General features: G+C 51.8%; 16 protein-coding genes and 1 pseudogene. 11 read left to right on the top strand and 6 right to left on the bottom strand.

The genetic code is table 11. The features are described 5' to 3' along the window. The 6 genes from Q0510_RS14770 to Q0510_RS14745 form a co-directional block, all read right to left on the bottom strand. A partial coding sequence (locus Q0510_RS14770; protein ID WP_298713265.1) for a glycosyltransferase occupies positions 1–332 on the bottom strand: 332 nt, incomplete at its 3' end. A gap of 1 nt (position 333) precedes the next feature. Beyond that, positions 334–2,235: an asparagine synthase (glutamine-hydrolyzing) gene (asnB, locus tag Q0510_RS14765; protein ID WP_298713262.1), complete on the bottom strand. Its 1,902-nt coding sequence runs from the start codon at positions 2,233–2,235 to the stop codon at positions 334–336. Continuing rightward, complete coding sequence (locus tag Q0510_RS14760) at positions 2,210–3,148, bottom strand: glycosyltransferase family 2 protein (protein WP_298713259.1); 939 nt, start codon at positions 3,146–3,148, stop codon at positions 2,210–2,212. Before Q0510_RS14760 ends, asnB begins: the two co-directional genes overlap by 26 nt. Then, entirely contained in the window at positions 3,129–4,340 is a 1,212-nt protein-coding gene (locus Q0510_RS14755; RefSeq protein ID WP_298713257.1) for a glycosyltransferase family 2 protein, read from the bottom strand. The genes Q0510_RS14760 and Q0510_RS14755 overlap by 20 nt, the downstream gene beginning before the upstream one ends. Further along, positions 4,340–5,422 carry a sugar transferase gene (locus Q0510_RS14750; protein ID WP_298713254.1) on the bottom strand — a complete coding sequence of 361 codons (1,083 nt, stop codon included), beginning with the start codon at positions 5,420–5,422 and terminating at the stop codon, positions 4,340–4,342. Before Q0510_RS14750 ends, Q0510_RS14755 begins: the two co-directional genes overlap by 1 nt. 114 nt (positions 5,423–5,536) lie before the next feature. Further along, positions 5,537–5,929, bottom strand: a complete 393-nt coding sequence (locus Q0510_RS14745) for a response regulator (protein WP_298713252.1) — start codon at positions 5,927–5,929, stop codon at positions 5,537–5,539. Between the two features lie 447 nt (positions 5,930–6,376). On the opposite strand from Q0510_RS14745, the gene Q0510_RS14740 reads away from it, so the two are divergent. From Q0510_RS14740 to Q0510_RS14690, 11 genes and pseudogenes are all read left to right on the top strand, one after another. Then, entirely contained in the window at positions 6,377–7,636 is a 1,260-nt protein-coding gene (locus tag Q0510_RS14740; protein ID WP_298713249.1) for a hypothetical protein, read from the top strand. 422 nt (positions 7,637–8,058) lie between these two features. Then, the gene (locus tag Q0510_RS14735) at positions 8,059–10,266 is read left to right on the top strand and encodes an AAA family ATPase (protein WP_298713247.1); all 2,208 of its coding nucleotides are present in this window, start codon (positions 8,059–8,061) and stop codon (positions 10,264–10,266) included. A 19-nt stretch (positions 10,267–10,285) separates the two neighbouring features. After that, the gene (locus tag Q0510_RS14730; RefSeq protein WP_298713245.1) at positions 10,286–11,386 is read left to right on the top strand and encodes an acyltransferase; all 1,101 of its coding nucleotides are present in this window, start codon (positions 10,286–10,288) and stop codon (positions 11,384–11,386) included. A gap of 113 nt (positions 11,387–11,499) precedes the next feature. Next, entirely contained in the window at positions 11,500–12,927 is a 1,428-nt protein-coding gene (locus Q0510_RS14725; protein ID WP_298713242.1) for an O-antigen ligase, read from the top strand. Between the two features lie 10 nt (positions 12,928–12,937). Beyond that, positions 12,938–13,666, top strand: a complete 729-nt coding sequence (locus Q0510_RS14720) for a TolC family protein (RefSeq protein ID WP_298713240.1) — start codon at positions 12,938–12,940, stop codon at positions 13,664–13,666. Between the two features lie 37 nt (positions 13,667–13,703). Further along, complete coding sequence (locus tag Q0510_RS14715) at positions 13,704–14,504, top strand: hypothetical protein (RefSeq protein WP_298713238.1); 801 nt, start codon at positions 13,704–13,706, stop codon at positions 14,502–14,504. Then, entirely contained in the window at positions 14,501–15,076 is a 576-nt protein-coding gene (locus Q0510_RS14710; RefSeq protein ID WP_298713235.1) for a gluconate 2-dehydrogenase subunit 3 family protein, read from the top strand. Before Q0510_RS14715 ends, Q0510_RS14710 begins: the two co-directional genes overlap by 4 nt. Positions 15,077–15,087: 11 nt before the next feature. Continuing rightward, positions 15,088–16,262, top strand: a pseudogene (locus Q0510_RS14705) (glycosyltransferase family 2 protein). A 19-nt stretch (positions 16,263–16,281) separates the two neighbouring features. Beyond that, positions 16,282–17,439 (top strand): acyltransferase family protein, encoded by a 1,158-nt coding sequence (locus Q0510_RS14700; RefSeq protein ID WP_298713232.1) that lies wholly within the window; start codon positions 16,282–16,284, stop codon positions 17,437–17,439. A gap of 307 nt (positions 17,440–17,746) precedes the next feature. Then, the gene (locus Q0510_RS14695) at positions 17,747–24,556 is read left to right on the top strand and encodes a fibronectin type III domain-containing protein (protein WP_298713229.1); all 6,810 of its coding nucleotides are present in this window, start codon (positions 17,747–17,749) and stop codon (positions 24,554–24,556) included. Between the two features lie 64 nt (positions 24,557–24,620). After that, the gene (locus Q0510_RS14690) at positions 24,621–26,318 is read left to right on the top strand and encodes a GMC family oxidoreductase (protein WP_298713226.1); all 1,698 of its coding nucleotides are present in this window, start codon (positions 24,621–24,623) and stop codon (positions 26,316–26,318) included. The last annotated feature ends 41 nt before the right edge of the window (positions 26,319–26,359 follow it).

Here is a 26,359-nt window from a genome sequence, read left to right as displayed (position 1 = left end):
AGCGGGATGCGCAGCCGGCGGGCGGCCCACATCACATTGGTATTGGCCCGCGTGCCGTGCACGTGCACGATATCTATCCGCTCCTGGATCATTAATGCGCGAACCTTCTTCCACACGCTGATATCGAACGCTTTTTCGCTGCCGATAACGAATACGGGAACGTCCATGTTTTGCAGCAGGCTTACCATCGGCCCGTCCGTGAAGGAAAGCACCACCGGCTCAAATCGGGAGCGGTCCAAAGATCTCACCAGGTCGAGCACATGGCTCTCCCCTCCCCCGATCTTGCCCTGGCGGATGGCTTGCAGCACTCTTATTTTTCGTGTAGCTTCCATTTTACAGCTTTTCCATCCATCGGTCATACCATAACTGGAATACCAGGATATTCCATAATTTCTGGTGGCTTACCTTGCCGCCGTCGAGGTAGCGTTTCAGCAGTTGCTGCACATGCGCGCCGTTGAAAAGGCCGGTTTTGTTCAGCCGTTCTTCCGACAGGTAATATTGCATCTGCTCCCTCAGCTCATCCCGGAACCATTCCTGCAAAGGCGCTATGAACGGCCGTTTGGGCCTGTCCATCATCGATTTCGAGATGTATTCGTGAATGATCGATTTAAGGATGTATTTGTTGATATTGTCTTTGGTCTTCAAAGCGGCGGGCACGGTGGCCAGGAACTCTACCAGCCGGTGGTCCAGCATGGGCTCGCGGCCTTCGATGCTCACGCTCATCGTAGCGCGGTCCACTTTCACCAGGTTATTGTCGACCAGGAAAGTGCGGTAGTCGATAGCCAGCAGCTTATTCAGCGATTCGCCGATATTGTTCAGCTCGCCGTTCAGGTCGAAATTGGTTTTATAGCGATCCGTTTTCACGCCCATATAATGCGACGCTTCGCTTTCCGTCAGGTATTGGCTGATATATTTCAGCGCCTGCTGCGGTTTGCCGGCGGCCCAGATGAGCTTCATCTTTTCGTACCGCGAAGCGAAGTTGTATTGTTTGGAGAAATACGGGATGTTATCGGGCGGAATCAGCCCCATCGTGCGGCTGATAATCGTTTGCAGGCTCCGCGGCAGCTGGCTCGTGTATTTAATGGCCTGGTTGAACTTGTTATAGCCGGCGAACAGTTCGTCGCCCCCGTCGGCGGACAAAGCCACTTTCACCTGTTTGGCGGCCAGGCGGCTGACCAGCGTGGTGGGAACGGTGGAGTTGTCGGCGAAGGGCTCATCGTAAATATCGGGCAGATGTTCCAGCACGTCTTTGGCATCGTCCGGCCCGATGATCCATTCGTTATGGTCGGTTCCCAGGTGGCGGGCGATTTTGCGGGCTTCGGCGGATTCATCCCATGCCCGTTCCTTATAACCGATGGTGAACGTTTTGATCCGGTTGGCGGAACCCGACTGCAGGATAGCGGCCACGCTGGCGCTGTCGTATCCGCCGCTCAGGAAAACGCCCACCGGCACGTCGGCCACCATGCGGTATTGATATGCGCTTTTCATGAGCGCATGCGTATGCGTAATCACTTCCTTCTCCGACATTTTCACGGCTGGCTTGCGATAAGCCTCGAGCACATCCCAGTAGGTGATTTCCTCGGGTTCGCCGTTGCGGAGGTCCAGGCGCAGGTAATGGCCCGGCAGCAATTTGCGCGTATGCCTGAATACGGTGTACGGTGCAGGGATATAGCTATACTGCAGGAACAGCGAAACGCTGTTGGGATCGATCTCCTTCTGGAAACGGGGGTGCTGGTGGAAGCTCTTCAGTTCGGACGCGAAAAGCAGCAGGCCGTCTTTCCAATAGAAATAAAGCGGTTTCACGCCGGCCCGGTCGCGGCAGATGAACGCTTCCTGTTTCTCCTTGTCGATGATGACGAAGGCGAACATGCCGATACAGCGGTCGAGTACTTTTTCGCCCCAGCAGGCATATCCTTTCAGCAAAACTTCCGTATCGGAACCGGAAACGAAATCATAGCCGTCCGATTCCAGTTCTTTGCGGATTTCCCTGTAATTGTATACTTCGCCGTTGAAAATAATGCTGAATTGCCCGAAATGCATAGGCTGGTGGCCCGAGCTGGAGAGGTCGATGATGGAAAGCCGGCGCTGGCCGAGGCCCGCTACGGTGTCGCCGATCCGGAAGCACTCATACCCCGCGTCGTTGGGTCCGCGATGCTCCAGGACGTCTGTCATGCGTTCCAGTACATCCTGGGTGGATTTTCCGGAAAAATCAATAAATCCTGCTATTCCACACATAATCGTTGCTTTTTTTAAAATTTCGGATATTCCAGAAAACACCGCGCCAGAACGCCTTCAGGTGCACCATTTCGCGGCGGCCTAGAAAGGTCAGGGTGTTTTTGGGGATTGTCAGTAGGGAAAAATAGGCCATAAATACCAGCCGCCGCGGAAGGCTGATGTTCCTTCTCATAAACAGCAGCCTGTTACGGGTAATGTAATATGTTTTCAGGGGGCTGTTCTTGCCGGTGGACATCGATTCTTTGTGATAGATCAGTGATTTGTACTGATAATACACCTTGTATCCTTTCCGTTTGAACATTTCGCACCAATCGAATTCTTCGTAATACAGGAAGTACACTTCCGGCATGAGGCCCACTTTTTCGAGGGCTTCCCGGCTGATCATCATGGCGCCGCCGTGCGCGTAATTGGTTTCTTTGATTTCGTCGTACTGCCCGTTGTCCTGCTCTTTGCAACCAATCATGCTATTGCGGCCGGTCATGATATCCACCGCCTGGTAGCCCGCATATTCGATCGTTCCTTTATGAAAGAAGTAATGGAATTTGGGGCAGGCGATGCCGGCTTCGGGATATTGCCGGAAAATATCCAGCAATCCCTCGATCAGGCCGTCGGTAAACTCCGTGTCGTTGTTGACCAGGAACAGGAATTCGCCGGACGCTGCATTGATACCTACGTTGTTGCCACCCGCAAAGCCCATGTTCTCGCTGTTCAGGATCACTTTCACCGCGGGATAGGCCGCTTCCAGTATGGCTTTGGGTTGCTCAACGGACGCATTGTCGACTACGATCACCTCGATATTCCGGTAGCTGTTGCCCGCGAGGGAACGCAACAGGTCGGCCGTTACGGCGGCGTTGTTGTAGTTCACCGTAACGATGGACACGAGGGGATTATATTCAGTTTTTTCTGGCAACATTCAGCAAGGGGTTGTTGATGTCAGTTTTATGGTGCTGTGTATGGATAAAGCTCTTGTTGGCGCCTTTGATCCGGAAGAGGATCATCACCATCATCCACATGGCCTTCGGCAGGCTCAGCATGGCCGTCAGCATATAACGGCGGTAAAAGAGCGCCGGCAGGGGCAACGCGAGGCTCACCATATTCAGGAGAAACAGCGCGCCCCAGCACCACAGCGGGATCGTAAGGAAACTGCCGAAAACAAGGGAACATGCTGCCAGGAACACAATTGCTGCGATCAGCAACATCCGTGGCAGCATGAGATTATGGCAAAAGGCAAGGTTGAAATAGTCGAAATTTCCTTTCAGCAAATTTTGCAGCCCGGGTTTCCAGAATTGCCTGAAATACAGGAACTGGCTGGAGATCCATCTCCTGCGCTGATTGCTGAACGCGGCGGAGTTCTCGACCTTTTCGTCGAAAATGAGCGCGTCTTCCAGGTAATGGATGCGATGCCCGCGGGATACGACTTCCAACTGCAGCACCTTGTCGAACCCGCCGGTGGCGTCGATGTTCTCCATGACCGATTTGATGAGCGGGTAATGGAAAACCATGCCCGACCCGATCACGGAGGAAGATAAACCCACTGCATTGCTTCCTTTGCGGTAGATGTGATTGGCGATGATTTCGTTTGCCGTATCAAGCACGGCGAAGGGCGTCTCGATGTTCTTGGCCACCCTTTGCGCCTGTATGGCATGGTGCCCCTGGCGGTATGCCTGGTTCACTTTGGTGAGGAAATCGGGGGCCAGCACGTTGTCTGCATCGCTGATGAGCACCAGTTCGTAGCCTTCGCCGATATGGGCAAGGGCTGCGTTCAGGGATTTGGCCTTTGTGCTTTTGTCGAACGAAACCGGCAGTACATGCACCTGCGCCGCTTCCAGCAACCGGAGGGTTTCCGGCTGGAGGGAGTCCGCGATCACCCAAACGTCGTACGACTGTTTCGGGTAGTCCAGTTCCGCATAACTGCGGGCCACGGAAAGGATGACGGCATCTTCCTTATAGGCGGGAACCAGGATGGCGACTTTGGCGGGAGCGTCTGTTTCGGGTTGGGGAGACGGCCGGCGGGCAACACATTTCCCGGCGATCGAGAAAAAGAGGTTGTACAGTACGCATCCGGTTAAGTAGGTAAGTAAAAATATCTCAATAAGGAGGATCATTATACATTGTCTTTTTGAATAAGCGCAAACGGCGTATTCACGATGAGCCACATATCGTACATGAAATTATGCTTGCCGGCATAATCGATGTCGAGGTTGATGCGTTCTTCGACCGACATTTCTTTTTTGCCGCGCTTGCTGATCTGCCAGAGCCCGGTGATGCCGGCGGGAGCCAGGAAGCGTTCCGCCCAGTCGTCGGTTGTGAGCGTAGTGGCTTCATAAAGCGGCAGGGGGCGGTTGCCTACCAGCGACATGTCGCCGCGGAGTACGTTCAGCAGCTGCGGCAGCTCGTCGAGGCTGCTGTTGCGGAGGAAGTTGCCGAGGCGGGTGATGCGCGGGTCGTTCGACACCTTGATAAAAGTAGGTCCGTTACCGTTGGTGTCGTACTGGTTCATGTGTTTCAGCTTGTCCAGCTGCTTATCTGCATCCGGGACCATGGTCCTGAACTTATAGAATTTAAATACGCGGTAGTTGCGGCCTGCGCGGGGCGATGCATAGAAAATCGGCCCTTTGGATTCCATCCGGATCATCGCTGCGATGATCAGCATGAAGGGGCTCGCCACCAGGAGGCCTACGGAAGAGGCAACGATATCGAGGCTGCGTTTCAGCACGGCGTCTACCGGGCTTTTCTTCTTTACTTCCCTGACGGGCGGCACGGTGATGCCGGGAACGTTTTGCAGCCGTTTCAGTTTCTTTACAAAGTTGATTTTTGAAACGAGGCGTTGCTGCATGCAGGCGGGTGTTACCAGTTCATCGATGAAAGCATGTTTCTTCACGAATGCCTGTTCGCTTTCGCCCGGCACGTCGACGAGCAGGAAGAAGGGAATGGTGCGGAAGATGGTGTGCAGTTCAAAGAAGCGGCTCCAGGATACGCAGTCATCAGCCTGCAGGGCGGATTGGTGTACGATAATCGCCGAGGGTACGATGCGGTCGCGGTTCAGCAGTTGCAGTACCTGTACCTGTGCGTCCAGCGTATTGTTTACCTGTTGCATCTTGCCGCTGGCGGAGCCTGCGGCGGTAGCGGGGCGGTAACCCAGGAGAAGCACCAGTCGCGGGTCAGACTGGGCTATTGCCTCATTCACATTTTTAGCAGCATTTTGTTTTGCCGTATTCAGGGGTGCCACAATTACGGGTGTACTCATGTTCATGCTATTCGGTTGAAATATTCAGGGTAATAAACATTGCTACGGATGTACTCAGGCAACAACCTGCAGTTGTTGTTTGTCCAGTATCACTTTCACGCGTTCCAGCAGTTCGATGGGATTGAAGGGTTTTCTGATAACATCGAAAACGTTCAGGTAAAGTCGGGTCACGGATTCAGACTGATCGTTGAGGCTGCCGCTCAATACCACTACCGGGATGTTTTTGTAGAGGTGGCTTTCGGACAGGTATTCCACGAGTTCCCATCCGTTGATATTGGGCATAGCCAGGTCGGTTACAATAAGGTCGACCATATTCCCCTGTGAGAGCCAGGCCATTGCGGCGAGGCCATCCTGCGCGGTTACGACATCGTATTCTCTTTTAAACATCACTTCCAACAGCATTCTGATCGGCGCGCTATCATCAATTATCATTACTTTCTTTTTCATACCTTCTTTCTTTAAAGTTTGTCAAAGTACTATTCCAAAGCTCTACGCAATGCAAATAGCGTCAGAAGGTTTTAGATCGGATCTGGCAGTAAAATTATCTTTTTGAAGCTTTTCAGGGGATACTGGTGAGGAGGTCAGGTTAAAATCTACAATGGTTAATTAAGTCAAATCTACAATATAATTCTGAATTCCTAATATGTCGATATGATTAATTTTTTCACATTAACCATTCTCAACGGGGGTAAAATTATTACACGTTCTGCTTCTCTCCCACTTTTTTTGGCGAAAGGCATTTTTTTTCCGGTAAAAGCGTAAAAATGAACATTGAATGTTGGAACGTTCGTCCTATTTTTGCCTACCTTAGTCCTTGTTTGCGGTGCAGGCCAATTACCTATGTTGCTGCCAACGCCCCATCCCTTTTCATTATTAAATACCTTCGTTTCCATTATGAAGCGACTTTTCCGCCCTCAACCTGTATTACTGGCTGCCGGCATCGCTGGTTTCCTGGTTTTATTTATTATAACGTTGATGCACCGTCAGCCGCCGCTGCACGATGAGCCTTACTTTCTGCATAACGTGGCGTTGTACCAGGAGACCGGGCTCAGCAGGGATTTTCTGCTGGAGATGAAAGACCAGGCCCCCGGCCCATTGTACCAGTTTGTACATACGGCGCTCCTGCCCTTCACGGGGCTGGATGTACCCGGTGTGCGCCTGGTAAACGTATTTTTCCTCGGTGCTATAATTGTGCTGCTCGCCCTGTTGTTGCGGCAGATCTGGCAGGCGGATATGAAGAAGGCCTGGGCCGTTTCGCTCTGTGTGCTGGCGGCTCCTGTGGTTTGGCAAGTGTCCGGCATGGCGCTTACCGAGATACCCAGCCTGTTTTTCAGTTTTGCTTCGGTAGTAGTATTATGGTTCGCGCTGAAGACGGACCGTACCTGGCCAGCGCTTGGCCTCGGTTTACTCGCCGGCGCACTGGCCGGCCTGGGCATCCTTGGCCGTGCTCCTTTCCTCGTACTGTTACCGGCAGGCGGCGTCATGGCGCTCATGTACCTGCTGCGGAAAGATTATTTACGTGTTGTAACAATAATAATATATGGAGTGGTGGCGCTGGCATGTTGCCTGCCGGTATTCCTGATATGGAAAGGCTTCACGCCTCCGGCGCAGGCTTACATCAGCCATGGCTTCAGCATATGGCACGGGCTGCTCGGTTTTGGTTACGCGGCATTGATCACCCTGATCCTGGCGCCGCGCTGGTTTGTGTTTAACAGGAAAACGTTGTACTGGATGGCGGGCGGTTACCTGGTATGCCTGGCGCTGAACCTGTTCGTACTGCATTTTACCTATGCCCCGCTGAACAAAGGGCTTGAGAAGATCATGCCCGGCTTCTTCATGCGCCTCTATCCTTTCCTGATTTCCCCCTTCCTGTGCGTGCTGGCCATCTACTTTATGGTATGCATGCTCATCTGGTTGAAAAGATATGTTGCAACACCTTTTAAAGTGTTCCTGATCTTTTTAATCGGCCTGTTATTGTGCTCCAATTTCGCAGTTACCCATCTTTTCAGCTCCCGCTATATCGCGCAGATCGTACCGTTTCTGATCCTGGTTTTATGGCCTGCGGAAGAAATAAATCATTCAAAAATAGCGCGTTATGCGGTAGGTATGATCATTGGAATCGTATCGCTGGAGACGTATTTTAATTTCGCTTAATACTGCATTCCCCGATTTCACAGATCGAATTCCGGCGTTCACGAAGGGAAATCATGATTTCCCAGAAAAAATTATGTTATTAGGGAGATGCACCATAATATTGCAAAAAAAACCGGATATACCGAAGAAGCAAATTCGCTTCCCGGAAAGAGACATGTCAACGTTCTCCCGATATGCCGGCTCCCCTTATACTTGAATTTTTTCGTTGTTTAACCTGTTCCTTCGCAAAACCTCAGCGCCCGTCGTGGGCCAGTTATTTTTACCATTCCTTTGAATTTGACAAGGCGGAAAAGTTGTGCATTGCCGGAAGTACATGCTTTCGGGCGTTGCGCTCCTCATAAATCGAAACTTTCGCAAGTTTGAATATCCGGTTTTTACCGGCTTTTTTAAGCTGTGATAGTTAATGAAAAAATATAATTGATATGGACATAATATATTTCATAAAGGCGTTGCTGAAAAAGAAATGGTGGATCATTGGCGGAACGATTTTCGCGATCGCCGCCGCATTCTTTTTCACAATGGGCCGGCCCCGATTGTATTCATCTACTGCCCAGATTTCCACCGGATTTACCATTAAAGACCAGATCACGCTTCGTGACGAAGGCAATAATATATTTGAAGCCGACGTCAAGTTTGAAAATGCCATGCAGACGATGACGTCGCCCCTCGTGATCAGCCTGCTGTCTTATAAATTGTTATTGCATGACCTGTCTGGCCCCAAGCCATTTGTTGTGTTGAAGGAACAGGACCTGAAGTCGAAAGAATACCTCGCCTTCAACCGCGAAGCGGCCATGCGGATCTGCCGGGAGAAACTGGATTCCCTGCAGATGCTGTCTTCCTATGATCCGGATGAGCGCAAAGTGCAGGAGTTCATGAAGCTTTGCAAATACGATTATGAAGCTATCCGCAAGATGCTGAACGTAAACCGTGTGGCCCGCACCGATTATATCGACATTGCATACCGTTCAGAAAACCCCGAGCAGTCGGCCTTCGTGGTAAACACGCTGTACAGCGAATTCATCCGCTATTATCGCAGCCTGCGTTCCGAACGCACCGTGGAAAACGTGGAAACGTTCGCCGAACTGGTGAACCAGAAGAAAACGGAACTGGATGCCAAGGTGGAAGCGCTGCGCATGTATAAAACTTCTGAAGGCGTTCTTAATATCGAAGCCGCCAGCGGTTCGGAACTGGGGCTGATCAGCCAGCTGGAAAAAGCATTGCTGGACGAGCGCTCAAGCCTCAATATCATGACCTCCACCCTGGGTTCCCTCACCACCCAGATAGCCGCTGCCGGAACGGGCAAGGTGACTTACGGTTCCGCCAACGCCAACGCAAACGTTGTTTCGATCCGGAAGGAAATCAACCGCCTCAACGATGAAAAGCTGCGGACCGGCACTACCTCCGAAGAAGTGGAAGAAAAGATCAAAGCCCTCCGCAAGCAACTGCAACAGGCCGAATCTGCGCTGCCTACCTCCAGCACCGGCGGCCCCAGCACCGTGGTAACGAAGGAAGAGCTCATCCAGCGCAAAATTACCCTGGAAGCCGATATCAGCGCCTCCCGCCAGAACATCGCCACGCTGGAACAGAAGATCCGTTCGCTGAAAGGCTCACTGGGATCTTACGCCAACAAAGAAGCCACCGTAAGCACGCTCCAGCAGGAAGTACAGCTGGCGCAGGATGAATACAACCGCCTCAAGGAGAAAATGAACTCCGCGATCGACAACCGCACCGTGCCCACCGACAACTTCCGCCAAACGCTGAAAGGGCAACCGGCTATCAAACCCGAATCCTCCAAACGCGCGATCATCATGGGCATGACCGGCATGGCAGTATTCTTCCTCACTTCCCTCGGCATCATTTTCAAAGAACTGTTCGATACCAGCATCAAGTCGCCGTCCAACTTCCTGAAGAGCGTAGACCTGAAGCTCATCGCCACGGTGAACCATGCCGACCTGCACAAATTCAGTATCCTGGAAGTATTGCAGGCCAATATCGACGATACCAAAGCGGTGCGAAAACGACAGAACAGTTTCCGGGAACTGCTGCGGAAACTCCGTTTCGAAATGGAGAAAAGCGGAAAATCGATCTTCCTTTTCACCAGTACGGAATCCCAGCAGGGCAAAACCACGCTGGTGCAGGCAGTGGCCTACAGCCTGAGCCTCAGCAACAAGAAAGTGCTCGTTATAGACACCAACTTCTGCAACAACGACCTCACGGTCGCGCTGGACGCGAAGCCAACACTGGAATCCTTTTCTATTTCCCGGGAAGCGTTCGCCTACGAAAAAGTGAGGGAACTGGTAACTACCTATTCCATCGACAATATCGAGGTGATCGGTTGCAAGGGCGGCGATTACACGCCTACGGAGATCCTGCCTGCCAACCACCTCCTGAACTACCTGCCCGATCTGAAGAAGCACTACGACTTTATTCTCATGGAAGGCGCTCCCCTGAACGATTATACAGACAGCAAGGAGCTGGAAAAGTATGCGGAAGGGGTGATCGCGATTTTCAATTCCAATGCTACCCTGAAACAGAATGATAAAGATTCTATCGAGTTCCTGCATTCCCTGGACAGCAAGTTCCTGGGCGCCGTGCTGAACAACATCCATGACGATTTCCTCGAATTATGATTTAACCCCACCCAAAAAAATGAAAACGACAAATGAAACATTTCGCTCCATTTTCTCACTATCCGCCCCCAGGGCGGGCAGATATCCGTGGGTAGACTACGCCAAGGGTATCGCCATCATATTTGTTGTTTACCGTCATGTGATTTATGGCCTGCTTTACCGTGGCATTGAAATCACACCCGCGCTTATGGACGCCAATGAGTTGCTCTATGGATTCCGGATGCCGCTTTTCTTCTTTTTATCGGGACTTTTCTTCGCCGGCAGCGTTCAGCGCAAGGGAGCCGATAATTTCCTGCTTTCGAAAGTCAACACCCTGCTTTATCCCTACCTGTTGTGGGCAGTCCTGCAGTTAACGCTGCAGCTGCTTTTTTCAGAATATACAAACGCGAAAAGGGGGATCGGCAATTTTGTGGACATATTGATACATCCGCGAAGTATGCTGCAGCTATGGTACCTGCTGGCGTTATTTAATGTGTCTGTCCTCTATTTGTTTGCAGACAAGGTGCTGAAGCTCCGCCCATGGATGCAGCTGGCGATCGGGGTCGTTTTCCTGGGGCTTAAAGACTTTGCCGGGGATATCAGCACAATTACCGACATCCTGGTCTACTACATTTATTTTGCCTGCGGCCATATCGCTGCGCCTTATTTCTTCCGGGAAAATATCCAGGAGCGCCTGGCCTCCCTCCCGGGATTATTGGTGCTCCTGCCGGTGTTTGTCGGGGTACAGTATTACTGCATGCAGCACCAGGACATGAACATTTACCTCTTTTCGGTGCTTGCGATTGTAGGCGGTATAGTGGTGATTATGGCTTCCATGTTGCTTGGGAAGCACGGGAAACTGGGTTTCCTGAGAACGATCGGGCATTATTCGCTTTATATCTACCTGTTGCACGTCAGTATCGTATTCCTGTTACGTATGTTGCTAATCCAGATCGGTGTTACGGCAAATGTTCCGCTCAGCGCATTTATTCTCGTAGTCTCGGGGATTTACCTCTCGATCGTTGTTTACCGGTTGATGCAGCGTGTGGGTATGGAATATATGTTTAAAGGTCCCTTTAAGGAAGCAACACCCAAGAACGGCGGGAAGAAAATGCCGGTCAATAATATGTTCGCCTTATGAGGAAGAAAGTGGAAAAGAAAATTATCAGCGAAGCTTTGCATAAGACGCTTCTCATGCTTTTTGTAGCAGCAGTGCTGCTGTTCCTGGCGCTTAAAACGGTTTTTGGTTAAGAAATGTTCGCACTAGATAAAAATAAACGCACCTGGCTGATTGTCCTGCTCTGGCTCCTGTTAATTCCGGCTATTGCATACATTGCCGCTTCCGACTACAAACTGTCCGTGATGGTGGTTGTGGGGATATTGGGGCTGTCTACCTGCATCCTGTGCGTAATGTATTACAAACTTGGCTTTTACATCTACATAGGCATCACCATGATATTGCCTATGCTGGAGCGGCTGTCCGGTTCGGAGATGAGTACGGGTGTGGTGATGGACGGATTGCTGCTCTGTGCGTTGCTGGGTTGCCTGCTGACCCGCGGAGATCCTACCTTCAGGAAAGTGAATTTCCTGAAAGACCCGCTGCTGGTTACCACCTATCTGTATTTGCTGGTGATCATTCTGCAGGTTGCGAATCCTTATGGCTTCAATCCCACCGGCTGGGCGATTTTCATGCGGGTGATCATGCGGAACGTGCTTTTCCTGTTGCTGGCGCTGAACGTATTCAACAACATGAAAGACGTGCATACGTTCTTCAAATTCTGGATCGCGCTGTGTACCGCAGCGGCGCTGTATGCCTGCATGCAGCAGTGGTTCGGGCTCATGCCTTTTGAAAAGGCGTATATGGCCAAGTACCCGAAGCTGTTCAATACGACGATCATTCTTTCCGGCATCCGTATATTTTCCTTCATGTCGGATGCGGCGGCTTTCGGGATCATCATGGCCTGCAATATCGTGATCTGCCTGATCCTGATGACGGCCAGTATCAAAACCATGAGCCTGCCGAAGAAAGCCGTCTTACTGCTCGTGATTATATTTCACTTGCTGGCGCTGGGCTATTCCGGCACCCGTACTGGATATGTGATGTTGCCGGTAGGCCTTATGTTGTTTTTTATCGCGAACCTGCAGAAGCGGAATACAATCCTGGTTGCCATGGGTTTTGGTTTCGTGGCGATGGTAATCCTGTTCGGTCCATTCCACGGCAACCCTACCATCATCCGGGTGCGTACGGCTTTTCTCGGGAAGCAGGATGAATCGGTGAATGTGCGCGACCGGAACCGAGCCGTGGCGCAGCCATATATCTACTCCCACCCTTTCGGCGGCGGTGTGATGACCACCGGCGGCAATGCGCTGATTTTCCACCGGGGGCACCCGCTGGCCAATTTACAGACCGATAACGGGTACCTCCGCGGCGTACTGGAAACCGGCTGGCTCGGGCTTATCCTTATGGTAGCGAATTTTTATTTCCTCATCCAGATCGCAGTCAGCAACTTTTTCAAACTAAGGAACGAACTGGATAAACTATTGATGATCGGCATAGCAGCCGCCGTCTTTGAAATGTCTTTGGCCCAATACACGCAGGACGCATCCACGCTGGTGGAATCTGCCATCATGCTCAATGCGTTTACTGCTATACTACTGAAAATAAAATACTTATACACTTAAATTTATGAACATGAAATGTATTTCCTTGGTCGTTGTTGCTCTTGCACTCACCTTTACCACGCAGGCACAGGTACAGAAGAAGGATACATCCGTACTATTAAAGCTTCCTGCCGACCCGTCTACGGTTGCACGTTTCAAAGCCAAGCTGGTGGAGCTGGCAATGACCCATCCTGATATGCAGCAATACGCAGTGCGCAAACAGATCAACAAATACGAAACCAACATCGCAGGATCTCAATGGCTGAACCACTTTACCGCAGCAGGCAACCTGAACGAATTCACCATCAAGGGAAACAATAACGGCAATGCCAATTTCCAGACATTCTATCCCCGTTACAACTTTGGCGTGTTGCTGCCGATCGGCAACCTGATCAAGATCCCCAATGATGTAAAACGGACCCGCGCCGAGAAAAAACTCCTCGAAACGCAGGAACAGGGTGAAGCACTGAGTGCAAAGGCGCTCGTACTCCAGCAGTACGAGGAATATGCTGCCGCGAAGCAATTGTTCGAGCTGCACCTGCCCGTGCTGGAAGACGCCCTCCAGCAGCATACCCAGGCGGAAGAGAAATTCCGCGCCGGGGACGATACCATGCCGCTGCAGATGTACAAAGAATCATACCGCCTCTACAATGCTGAGATGGCGAAGAAAGTAATGTTGGAGAAAGACCTTCGCCAGGCCAAACTCAAACTGGAAGGTATGGTCGGCACTACCCTGGAGCAGGTGATGCTCATGCTGTAATCCACCGTTATTCTTCTTAAACCACAATCGTCCGATTATGATGTTAGGCAATGTGCTGGCGTTGGTGATGACGCTGACTACAGCACTACAGGATGGGCCGTATGCACCGATGAAAAAGATAGAAATCAGGGTGACGCAGTGGCAGACCAGGCAGGCATTGATTTATTTGCCGGAAGACATGAAACCGGGAGAAAGATATCCCCTGCTCATGGCCTTTCATGGCAAAAGCATTGCCGGTACAGACCCTGCAAAGATTTTCCGGGAAGGCGTTGCCAAACAGATCAAACTAGGGAAGAAAATAGAAGCCGTCAGCAAAGCAGACGGAAAGCTATATAAATTCATCGTAGTGGCGCCGCTGGAAGAAGGCTGGTCGACCCCTCCCCAGAACGTTAACGCCATGCTGAGCGATATCATCAGGCGATACCCGGTTGATACGACCCGGATTTATCTGACCGGCTACAGCGCCGGCGGATGGTCGGTAGAATCGGCCAAGACGCATGACAGGGAGCTGAGTGCCCGTATCGCAGCATGTGTTACCATGTCGCCCGCCAGCCTGGATCCGCCTTATGAAAAGCGGTTCAAACTGGTGGCCGACAATAATATTCATACCTGGTATTTTGTAGGTACGCAGGACGATTATTTCAGGGAAAACATCCGCCGCAATATGGATAGTACCGCCAGGTACGGAAAAGGGCTGACCAAGCTCACCCTGTACCCCGGCGCCCACTGTTGCTGGAGCTCGTTCTACACCCCGAAGTATCGTGAGAATGGTATGAATATTTATGAATGGCTAATTCAGTATAAGAAAACATACGCAATCAAACCGAGAACCAAATGAACAGACGCAAAGCCATAGGGCGCCTGCTGTTGCTCAGCGGCGCCGGATTGGCGGCCGGCGCGGGCTTTACCTGGTTCAGATACTATCGTAAACCCGCACTTGAAGAACTGGACGGATTCAAGCCAATGATCGAAGAACTGGCCGAAACGATCATCCCCGAAACAGATACGCCCGGCGCCAAAAGCGCAGGCGCAGGCGAGATGATCATCCGCCTTGTCAGGGAATGCACGCCCCGCAACGCGCAGAACCGTTTTCTGACCGGGCTCGCCGATGTGCAAGATTACGCCCGCTCCCGGTTCGGGAAACCCTACATGGATTGCAGCGAGACAGAAAAAGATGCCGTGACCGCACATTTTGAAATCCGCGACCGCACCGGGAAAAGCCTGCGCGATAAAGCCATGAACAAACTCATCGGCCCCGCCTTTTTCCAGACCCTGAAAAAGTATACGGTCATCAGCTACTGCACTTCCCGCCAAGGCGCTACACGCGGCCTCCAGTACGATTATTTGCCCGGCGTTTACCGTGGCAGGATTCCATTGGCGGCCGGGCAGAAAAGCTGGGCCACAAGCTAAAAAATACCGATATGGCCTTTTTTTACATCCTGTTTTACATTAGTCTCTTTATCCTGTTTTACAATTACCTGGGATACGGGATACTGCTGGTCATATTGACACGTATCAAACGCGCCTTTTCAAAAAAAGCCGATACGCAGCAAGACTATACCCCCGCCGTAACTTTATTGGTTGCGGCGTACAACGAAGCGGATTTTATCCGGGAGAAAATCGGCAACTGCCTGGCGCTGGACTACCCGGAAGACAAACTGGCCATTATTTTCATCACCGACGGGTCCGACGACGGCACGCCTGACATTATCCGGGAATCGCCCCGTATCGGCTGCTGCACGAATCCCAGCGCGCGGGTAAAACGGCCGCTCTCAACCGGGCGATGAAATACGTGCAAACACCATTCGTGATTTTCTGCGATGCCAACACCCTCCTGAACGACCAGGCGGTCCGCAACATTGTAAAACACTATGCTGATCCCCTAACCGGAGGCGTAGCCGGAGAAAAAAGAGTAATTCCGCAAGGGGATGCCAACGCGGCCGGTACGGAGGGCATTTACTGGAAATATGAATCTTTCCTCAAGAAACTGGACGCCGAGCTATATTCCGTTGTAGGCGCCGCCGGGGAATTATTCTCTGTCAGAACGGAACTGTACCAGCCCGTGGAGGAGAAAGTCATCCTGGATGATTTTGTCATTTCCCTCCGCATTAACATAAAAGGCTACCGTATTGCGTATGCTCCCGATGCATATGCGATGGAAGCGCCATCATTTTCCATCACGGAAGAACATAAACGGAAAGTACGCATCAGCGCGGGAGGTTTTCAGTCGATTTTGCTGCTCAGCGAATTGCTGAACGTTTTCAAATACCCGCTCCTGTCGTTCCAGTATATATCCCACCGGGTGCTGCGGTGGACGCTTTGCCCGCTGAGCATGCCGGTTCTCCTCCTTTGCAACTTTGTGCTGGTCATCGCCGGGGCGCCGTTTTTTTATTCACTGGTGTTAATCGGGCAGGTACTTTTTTATGGGATGGCCCTGACCGGCTACCTGCAGGCCCTTAAGCAAACTAAAAGCCGCCTGTTCTATATACCTTTTTACTTCGTGTTTATGAACGTGGCCGTTTTCCAGGGCTTTGCGCGGTTTATTTCGAAAAGCCAGTCTGCCATGTGGGATAAGGCCAAACGTAGTATTGTCTAAGTCTTAATAACATTACAAGGTGACAATTCAGGACGATAAAAGAATATACGGGCTGGACGCGTTGCGCGCCATGGCGATGTTGCTTGGCATCGTGCTGCATGCCGCGATCGCCTACAAGGTTTTTCCGAATCCGACCTGGCCGGCGGACGATGCCTTTCATTCCTACTGGTATGATGGCAGCTATTGGTTGATACATGCATTCCGCATGCAGCTTTTCTACCTGGTAGCCGGCTTTTTCGCCAGGATGCTCTATCTGAAAATCGGCGAAAGAAAGTTTATTGTCCACAGGATAAAGCGGATTGCGGTGCCGTTTGCCGGCAGCCTGGTCTTCATTCTTCCCTTTACCATCGCCCCTTTCCTCTATTATAAATACTTCATAGCCGAACCTTTTGCGTATGAAGAGGCCCGGGCGCTTTTCCGCACTCAATTGTTGCGCTGGAACGGAATGGCGCATTTGTGGTTCCTGTACTACCTGCTGATTTTTTATGCCGGTATGCTGCTCTTCCTCCACAAGAGCGTGCAGCGGCTGGTTCCCGCGGCATGGTTGAAATTGACGTTTAACTTCGGAAGGGCTCCGCAGCTGATGCTGGCCGTGCTCGTACTTGCCGGTATTCAGCTGGCATTCTTCGAAGGGCCTGTGGTGGAAGTATCCACCGGTATCTTCCCGAAAATTTCCCACCTGCTGTATTACGGCTTGTTTTTCGTAATCGGCTATTACATACATAAGAATGCGGGGCAGCTCGAACTGATTGCAAAACGTACCGGCCCGCTGTTGGTTACCGGGGTGGTGATAGCGCTGGGTTTGTTTATAGTAACGGTGCTGCCGGCGGGTTTGACGTTGCCGTTGGGCATTGTTAAAGCCGGCTCCGCCCTGCAAACGATGCTGCTCACTTTCGGCGGCATGGGCTTTTTCCTGAAATATATGAACCGTCCCAACGATACGGTGAGGTACATTTCTGATGCAGCGTACTGGTTGTACCTGGTACACCTGGGTGTGGTAGCAGGCCTTCAAATCCTGTTTTTGCAATCCGCCGTTCCCGGGCCGCTTCGTTTTTTCCTGGTGCTGCTTATTACGGCCGGCTTCGGGATTGGTACCTATCATTTGTTTATCCGGTATTCCTTTATCGGCAATATTTTGCATGGTCCGCGTACGCGGATGAAATATGTTATAAATTAATACAGTGTAATTTTGTAGCATGTGATAGCGGGAAATCATTAATCGACTGAAACCCGCCATTTACTGATCAATTTGTCGCTTTTACGGAATTCTGTATTTGAAGTGAATAATTCTTTATAACTTACATTGTAATCCTCTTATAGGTAATATTTTTACCATACCGATGTAAGAACCAACCGCAATCTCGCGTAATATTTTTGACCCCATTCCTGGAAAAGCTTTAATAATATGATCCGGCACGTCCGGTTGAAAGACATGTGCATGTTTGTATGCAACCAAATAGTTTATTAGAGCCAATCTACCTCACATGAAATATTTCTACCACCTACTTGTTTTCATACTCCTTTTCGGAGTAAAGAACGCTAATGCGCAAGTGTTGGACCCCAACGATCCGGTTGTGACATACAACCCGGCATCTCCCCCCGCATACCCTGCCTGGGGAAGTATCGGAAAATGGGTACGTACCAACCGGAACCTTGGCTGGAATACCGACCAGTTCAAGGCCTATTACTATAAGGGCATGGCATTCCGGTTGAAGTTCCCCGCCAATTACGACCCTTCCGGTGCGAAGAAGTACCCGCTTATCGTGTTCTTCCACGGTATCGGCGAAAAGGGAACTGAGTTCGACAACGAATTCCAGCTTTATCATGGTGCCCAGAAGCATATGCAGATGGTCAACAGCGGAGCTTACGACGGATTCCTGTTATATCCCCAAAACCAATCCGGTTATTTCGGTACTTCTTACTATGATGGTATCCGCGAGCTGATACACAACTTCTTTGCGTCGCAGATCAATGTGGACGTAAACAGGATCACTGCCGAGGGGCTGTCCGGAGGTGGTGTATCCACCTGGGAGTTCCTGCTCCGTTTTCCGAAGGATGTTGCCGCTATCGGCCCTATCAGCGCTGCTTACAGCGACCTGGCCAATAGCGTGGAGACATATAAATGGACGCCTATCTGGTGGTTCCAGGGAGCATCAGATCCCAATCCTGCCCCGGGCATTGCCCAGGGCGTTTACAATATCGCTTCCGCCGCCGGTGCCAATATGAAACTGTCCATCTATGCCGGCGGGCATGGTATCTGGGGAAGCGCCTGGAACGAGGCCGACTTTTTCCCTTTCATGAGCAGGGCGCACAAAGCCAACCCCTGGCCGCTTTCGGGAAGAACGGAATTCTGCCCCGGTGATCCCATTTCATTGACCGTTGGGCTTACCGCCGGATTCGACGGTTATGAATGGAGAAAAGACGGTGACATTATTCCTGGTGCCACTTCCAATACCATCCAGGTAACGTCTACCGGTACTTATGACGCACGCATCAAGAGAGGAACAACGTGGTCTGTTTGGTCGCCGATCCCGGTGGTCGTAAAACTGAAAGGCGCCACCATACCGCCTCCTATCACCGTTTCCGGGCTGATGAGTAAAGTACTTCCTGCTCCCGACGGGCTGAATAAAGTAACCCTGCAGGTTCCGGCCGGTTATGCTTCCTATCAGTGGAAACGCACCAACGACCCCGCCATTATCGGAAGCGCCAATACCTATGACGCTACCACTCCCGGTACCTATACCGTAAAAGTGACGGAACAATTTGGCTGCTCCAGCGATTTCTCCGTTCCCTTCGAAGTGATCAATGCCAATGGCGCCAACAAACCCGAACCCGCCAGCGGGCTGACGGTTACAGATCTTTCCAAGACTGAACTGCAGCTGAACTGGACAGACAAACCCAACCCGCAATACAATGAAACCGGGTATGAAATTTACAGGGCATCGTCTGCCGGAGGAACCTATCAGTTGATTGCCATAACTGCCGCAAACGCTCAAACATATACTGATAACGGGCTCGCCGCCAATACGTCTTATTATTATATCGTCCGTGCGGTGAATAATACCGCAGCGTCAGCGTCCAGCAACGAAGCCAGCGGCAAAACCCAGACCGACAATATACCTCCCGCTGCACCCGGCAACCTCATCGTTACCGGCAGCACTGCCAGCCAGATCTCCATTAAATGGGACGCGGCAACAGACGAAGTGGGTGTAGTGAAATACGACATTTATATCAACGGCCTTAAATCCTATACGGTTAACGGGGACGTGCTCAGCTTCACGGCGCTTAACCTTGTTGCCGGCCAGTCTTACTCGTTCACCGTAAAAGCCCGCGACCTCGCCGGCAATTCGTCTCCCGCCAGCAACCAGGCAAACGGCACGGCGATCGTTTCAGGCCTGAATTACAAATATTATCAGGGCACCTGGTCAACGCTCCCCAACTTTGCCAACCAGACCATCATCAAGACCGGCATTTCCGGGACTACTGATATTTCTGTGGCCAACCGGGCAGACAACTTCGGGTTCCTTTGGGAAGGCTTCATCCGCATTCCTGTAAGCGGCAACTATACGTTCGAAACATATTCCGACGATGGCAGCAAGCTGTACGTGAATATGACGTATGGCCATACCAAAACAGCACTTGTCAATAACGACGGCGCTCACGGCGCTCAGTACAAGGAAGGTACTATCTACCTCGCGGCAGGCGTATACCCGATCGCGGCTACCTTCTTCGAAGCAGGCGGAAACGCAACGATGAAGATTTTCTGGAAGAACACCGCACACGGTGTTACGGCGCGGGAAGAAATACCCTCATCCTTCCTCTCCCCCACTGCGCCTCCCGCAGGCAGCAATCCGCCGGCCGCACCTACGGATGTGACGGCAGCTGCCGCCAGCTACAATTCCATTAACGTATCGTGGGTGGACAATAGCAATAATGAAACTGGTTTCGAAGTATACCGCTCCACCTCCGCCGCCGGTACCTACACGATCATTGGTGCAACCGGTGCGAACGTCACGACTTTGAAAGACAGCGCCCTGGCGCCTCAGACCACCTACTACTATAAAGTGAAGGCGGTGAACCAGAATGGCAATTCCGGTTTCCATAAACTGGCAGGCAACAGTGTGTTCTACAGCTACTACGAAGCGTCAGGCACCTTCGGGACATTCACCACGCTGCCCGATTTCAACGCGTTGACACCGTTAAAAACCGGCGTTCTCACTACTGTGAACCTGAGCGTGACACCGCGTGCCGACAACTGGGCCGTTAGGTATGAAGGCTATATCACGGTACCCGCCAATGCCACATATACTTTCTATACCAGCTCCAACGACGGCAGCAGGTTGTATATCGGCGGAATGGCTGCCGCCAACCTGGTGGTAGAAAACAATGGCACGCGCAGCAGCACGGTGGAAAAATCCGGCACCAAAACCCTGACAGCCGGAACGTATCCCATTTATGTCACCTATTTCGACAATACGGGTTCTTCGGCGCTGACGGTTAGCTGGCAGGCTACCAGTGCAGGGATTTCGAAACAACAGATCCCGGCCAGCGCTTACGTAGACAATCGCAACAGGGCTACCACCCTGGCCCTTCCCGGCGCGCCTGCGGCGCCTACCACACTGGCGGCAAACGCATTGTCCGGCTCGAAGATCCAGCTCACCTGGAACGATAACGCCAGCAATGAAACAGCTTACCAGGTGTACCGCTCCATCACCGATAATTCCAATTTCACATTGGTAGCCACCCTGGCCGCAAACGCAACGGCCCAGGCTACCTATACGGATTCGGCGCTTTTCGCCAATACCCGTTACTATTATAAAGTACGCGGCAAAAACGAAGGCGGCACCAGCGGCTATTCCAATGAAATCAATGCAGTAACGCTGAATACCGCGCCTGAACTGGCGGCCATCTCCAACCGCTCCATGCGTTATGGAACGCAATTGTCCATCCCCGTCAGCGCAACTGATGCAGACGGTGAGGCACTTGTGCTTTCGGCTACCAACCTTCCCGCATTCGGTGCGCTGACCGACAATGGAAACGGCACGGGTACGCTCGTGTTCAATCCTTCCAACAGCGACCAGGGCGTATACGCCAATATTGAAATCAGGGCTGCTGACGGAAACAGCGGCGTAGCGGTACAAACATTCAACCTTACGGTGAGTGACAACTTTGTGCCGGTAATCGCTCCCATCACCGATGTTACGGTGAATGAGAATGCCAGCCAGCAATTCAGTATCACGGCCTCCGACGAAAACGCGACGGACGTACTTACCTGGGATGTTACAGGATTGCCTGCATTCGCCACTTTCACTCCGAATGGCAACAGCGCATCTGTGCAGCTCAACCCGACGCTCCTGGATGCAGGTACTTACACTGTAACCGTGAATGTATCTGACGGAAGGGAAGGCATCGATATTAAAACCTTCAATATCATCGTGAAAGATGTCAACCCGAACAAAATGGTTTACATCAACTTCACAGACGGCTCCGCCAACGCGGTAGGAACCGGTTACTGGAATAATACCAGCAAGCAACCGGCGCTCAACGATGTGTTCGCGAACCTGAAGGATTCGACCCTTGCAACCACGCCCATTGCACTGACCATCTTAACCAGGTGGCAGGATCTTGGAAACGGCAGCAATAACCTCGGCGCCGTAACCAATAACAATTCCGGCGTGTACCCCGACAACGTTATGCGTTCGGCTTACTGGAGCGGCACCCAGAAACAGACCATAAAAATTTCCGGTCTTACCTACGGTTCCAGCTTCAAGTATAACTTCACGTTCTTCGGAAGCCGTGGCAGTGTGAGCGATAACAGGACTTCCATCTACACCATCAATGGAAACAGCGTTTCGCTCAACGCCGCCAACAACTCGGCCAATACGGTAAGGTTGCTGAATGTGGTGCCGGATGCGAATGGCGAAGTACTGCTGGATCTCACCGCCGGTGCCGGATCTGCCTACTCCTACCTGAATGCCATGGTGATTGAAGTGGCTTACGACATTCAATTGCCGCCTTCCAGCCCCAGCGAACTGGCTGCCGTTGTTACCAACAACAATGTCAAACTGACCTGGAAAGACGTTGCATTCAATGAAACGTCGTATGAACTGTACCGCGGAACTTCTCTTGAAGAGCCGTTTACGCTCCTGCAGACGCTTGGCGCAAACGTGATCACTTACTCGGACGCCACCGTGAACGCAGGTACGCAGTATTACTATACGCTCCGTGCTGCAAATGCTTATGGTGCGTCCGCTTACACGGATACCGTAAGTGTGCTCATCTCCAACAAGAACCCCGTACTCGCCGCTATCGCTCCGGTGTCGATGAAGACGGATGATGTTACCAATATCGCCCTCACCGCTTCGGATGACGCAGGCGATGTGCTTACGCTTACCGCAACAGGCCTGCCCGCATTTGCCGTGCTTACAGACAATGGCAACGGCACCGGTACGATTGCCCTGACGCCCGGAAGCGCGCATATCGGTACCTACAAGGATATCGTAGTAAAAGCCAGCGACAATAAAGGCGGAAGCACGGAACGTACTTTCACCATCGTGGTAAAAGACAAATCAGTTGCCTCCATCTATGTAAACTTCAATAACAGCAGCCCTGCCGCCGCACCGTGGAATAACTTCAACGGATTCCCGCACAACAACTTCGGCATCACCAACCTGGTTGGGGAAGACGGTGTTGCAACCGGCATCACGATCCGCGTTATTGACCAGTTTACAGGCGAAAACGCCGCAGGCGCCGTAACCGGTAATGAAACCGGTATTTACCCGGATGCAGTTATGCGCACGGCATATTACGAATCTTCGGGCCTGCCGCGCAGGATCAGGATTTCCAATCTGCCCGTCAACAGGAAATACAACCTCGTGTTCTTTGGCAGCAGGGCGGACGTAGATGGCCGTTATACCGACTATAGCGCAGGCGGCCAGACCGTTACGCTTAATACGGCAAACAATACGCAGAACTCCGTGCGGATCAATGGTTTGTCGGCCAATGCCAGCGGGGAACTCGAATTCACCGTTCAACGCAACGGCGCTTCCCTCGAGGCAGTTATCAATGCCCTGGTGATCCAGTACTACAACGAAACCACTACCCCGATCGCTCCCAGCACGCTGAAAGCCTTCGGTAAGAGCAAGAACCAGATGACGGTAACCTGGGACGATAATTCCATGATCGAAACCGGGTACCAGGTATGGAGAGCTTCGGCAGAGAACGGTACTTATGCACTGGTTGGCACAACTGCAGCCAATGCGGTAACTTACCAGGACAATGGCCTTGCCGCCAATACCAGCTACTACTATAAAGTACGGGCTATTACCGGCACCACTCAGTCTCCCTACAGCAACGTAGCACAGGGCGCAACATTCGCGTACAGCATCTTCGTGAACTTCAACAGGGATAATCCTGCTCCGGCCCCCTGGAACAATGCGAACAACGTACCGGTGGAAAACGCCACATATAACCTGGTGAACGACGGCGGCAACAACGCCGGCATCAGCTACACCATCATCCAGAACTTCAGCGGCGAAAACCCCTCAGGCATGGTTACCGGCAACAACTCCGGCGTGTATCCCGATAACGTGATCCGCAGTTCCTGGTGGCTCGACCTGGGTGTTAAAGCCAAGATGCGTATCCAGGGATTGAACCAGTCTCAGGCTTATACCTTCGTATTCTTCGGCAGCAGAGATGGTGGCGGAGACCGTACAACCGTATACGCAGTCAATGGTAAATTTGTAACCCTTAACTGCTCCTACAACACTTCTCAGACTGTTCAACTGGAAAACATCGTTCCGGACGAAAACGGTGAAGTAGTGATTGAAGTGAGCCTGGGCAACAGCTCGACGTTCGGATACCTCGGCGCCCTCGTTATCCATGGCTACAATGCAACCGGCACCGCTCCCAGCGGCCTGGACGTGATCCCGCCTGCTACACAGCAATTCCGCGCACCCGGCGTACAGGCTGTGGGCAGGGAATCCGGCAACACGGACAAACTCGCTACAATGGAAAAAGCGGACGAAAACAAAATCGAGCTGATCGCTTACCCGAATCCGTTCATGCAGTACATCAACCTGGAGGTGAAAGCCAACGGCACGCCGAAGCGCCTGACGGCCAGGGTGTTCGATATGTCCGGAAGACTGGTGCAGGCGAGGGTTCTGGGCGAATTCGGCCAGGGTACGCATAAGATCAACCTCACCCAGCTTGAAACACTGAAACCCGGCTTGTATGTAATTAGCGTTACAGACGATAAGAACAACGGCAAGAGTGTTAAAGTTATCAAGCATTAACCTGTAAAAACAAGTGTTAATATAAAGTCCGGTAGCAATACCGGACTTTTTTCTATTTTTAATTATGAACCTCAACACCAAGGCTGTATCGCAGCATACCTACGATGCCATTGTTGTCGGATCAGGCATCAGCGGAGGTTGGGCTGCCAAGGAACTATGCGAAAAAGGGCTGAAAGTTTTACTTCTCGAAAGAGGCCGCAATGTGGAACATGTCAGGGACTATCCTACCGCCACCAAGCATCCCTGGGAGTTTCCGCACCGCCTCCTCAACCTTAGTACCGACCGGGACGAAGATCCCGTGCAAAGCGCAGCGTACGACGAAAGCACCAAACATTTCTTCGTTCGCGACAAAGAGCATCCCTATATCCAGGATACGCCTTTCAGCTGGATCCGGGGATATCACGTAGGCGGCCGGTCGCTTACCTGGGGCCGGCAATGTTACCGGCTCAGCGACCTCGATTTCGAAGCCAATGCCAAAGACGGGGATGGCGTGGACTGGCCGGTTAGGTACAAGGATATTGCGCCCTGGTACGATCATGTGGAGCGTTTCGTTGGCGTGAGCGGCCAATCCGAAGGGCTGGCCCATCTCCCCGATGGCGAATTCCTGCCCCCGATGGACCTGAACTGTGTTGAAGAGCACCTACAGGAACAGCTCCGGACAAAATTTAAAGACCGGTTGCTGACGATCGGGCGGGTAGCCAATTTAACCCGTGGGTTTACGAATCGCGGCCCCTGCCAGTTCCGTAATCTTTGCGCGCGCGGCTGCCCGTTCGGCGGCTATTTCAGCAGTAACTCGTCGACTTTGCCTGCCGCCATGGCTACCGGGAACCTCACTATCAGGCCGTTTAGCGTGGTAAGTGAAGTGTTGTATAATAAAGAAAGTAAACGGGCTACCGGTGTACGCGTTATAGATGCGGAAACGAAAGAAACAACTGAGTTTTTTGCCCGTATCATTTTCCTGAATGCATCCACCATCGCCACGGCTTCTATCCTGTTGCAATCCAAATCCCCTGAATTCCCGCAGGGAATGGGGAACAACCTGGATCTCGTTGGCCGTCATCTCATGGATCACCATTTCAAAGTGGGCGCAATGGGCACGATCGACGGGTGGAACGATATTTACTATAAAGGGCGCCGCCCGGTTGGTATCTATATTCCCCGTTTCCGCAATGTAAACGAACAGACCCGCCGCAGCGATTATGTGCGCGGATTCGGATACCAGGGCTATGCTGAACGCGAAGCCTGGAATGATCACGCCAATGTTGACGGTTATGGAAAGGAATTCAAGCAGCAACTCACGGCGCCCGGGAAATGGGCGATGTGGATGAGCGCATGGGGCGAAACTTTGCCTTATGCCGATAACCGCATCACCCTGCACGATACGGAACGCGATAAATGGGGCCTGCCGCTCGTAAGGGTGCAGTTCGAAATCAAGGACAACGAAAAGCATATGCGCAAAGACATGCGCGACAGCGCGGCCGAAATGCTGGAGAAAAGCGGGTTTAAGGAAATACAGTCTTTTGATTATAACTACATCGGCGGAGAATGCGTTCATGAAATGGGAACCGCCCGCATGGGGCGCGACCCGAAAACGTCGGTGCTCAACAAATGGAACCAGTTGCACGATGTCCGCAACGTATTCGTTACAGACGGCAGCTGCATGACGTCTTCCGCGAATCAGAACCCTTCGCTCACCTACATGGCCCTCACTGCGCGAGCCTGTGATTTTGCCGTGGATGAAATAAAAAAAGGCGATCTGTAAACCGCCTTTCGTCAATAAAAAACGGGCTGCCTGAATACCAG

It is taken from the genome of uncultured Chitinophaga sp., from assembly GCF_937874145.1.
Classification (GTDB): domain Bacteria; phylum Bacteroidota; class Bacteroidia; order Chitinophagales; family Chitinophagaceae; genus Chitinophaga.
Note: the sequence above shows the minus strand (reverse complement) of the source record. Positions and strands in the feature narration are given on the sequence as shown.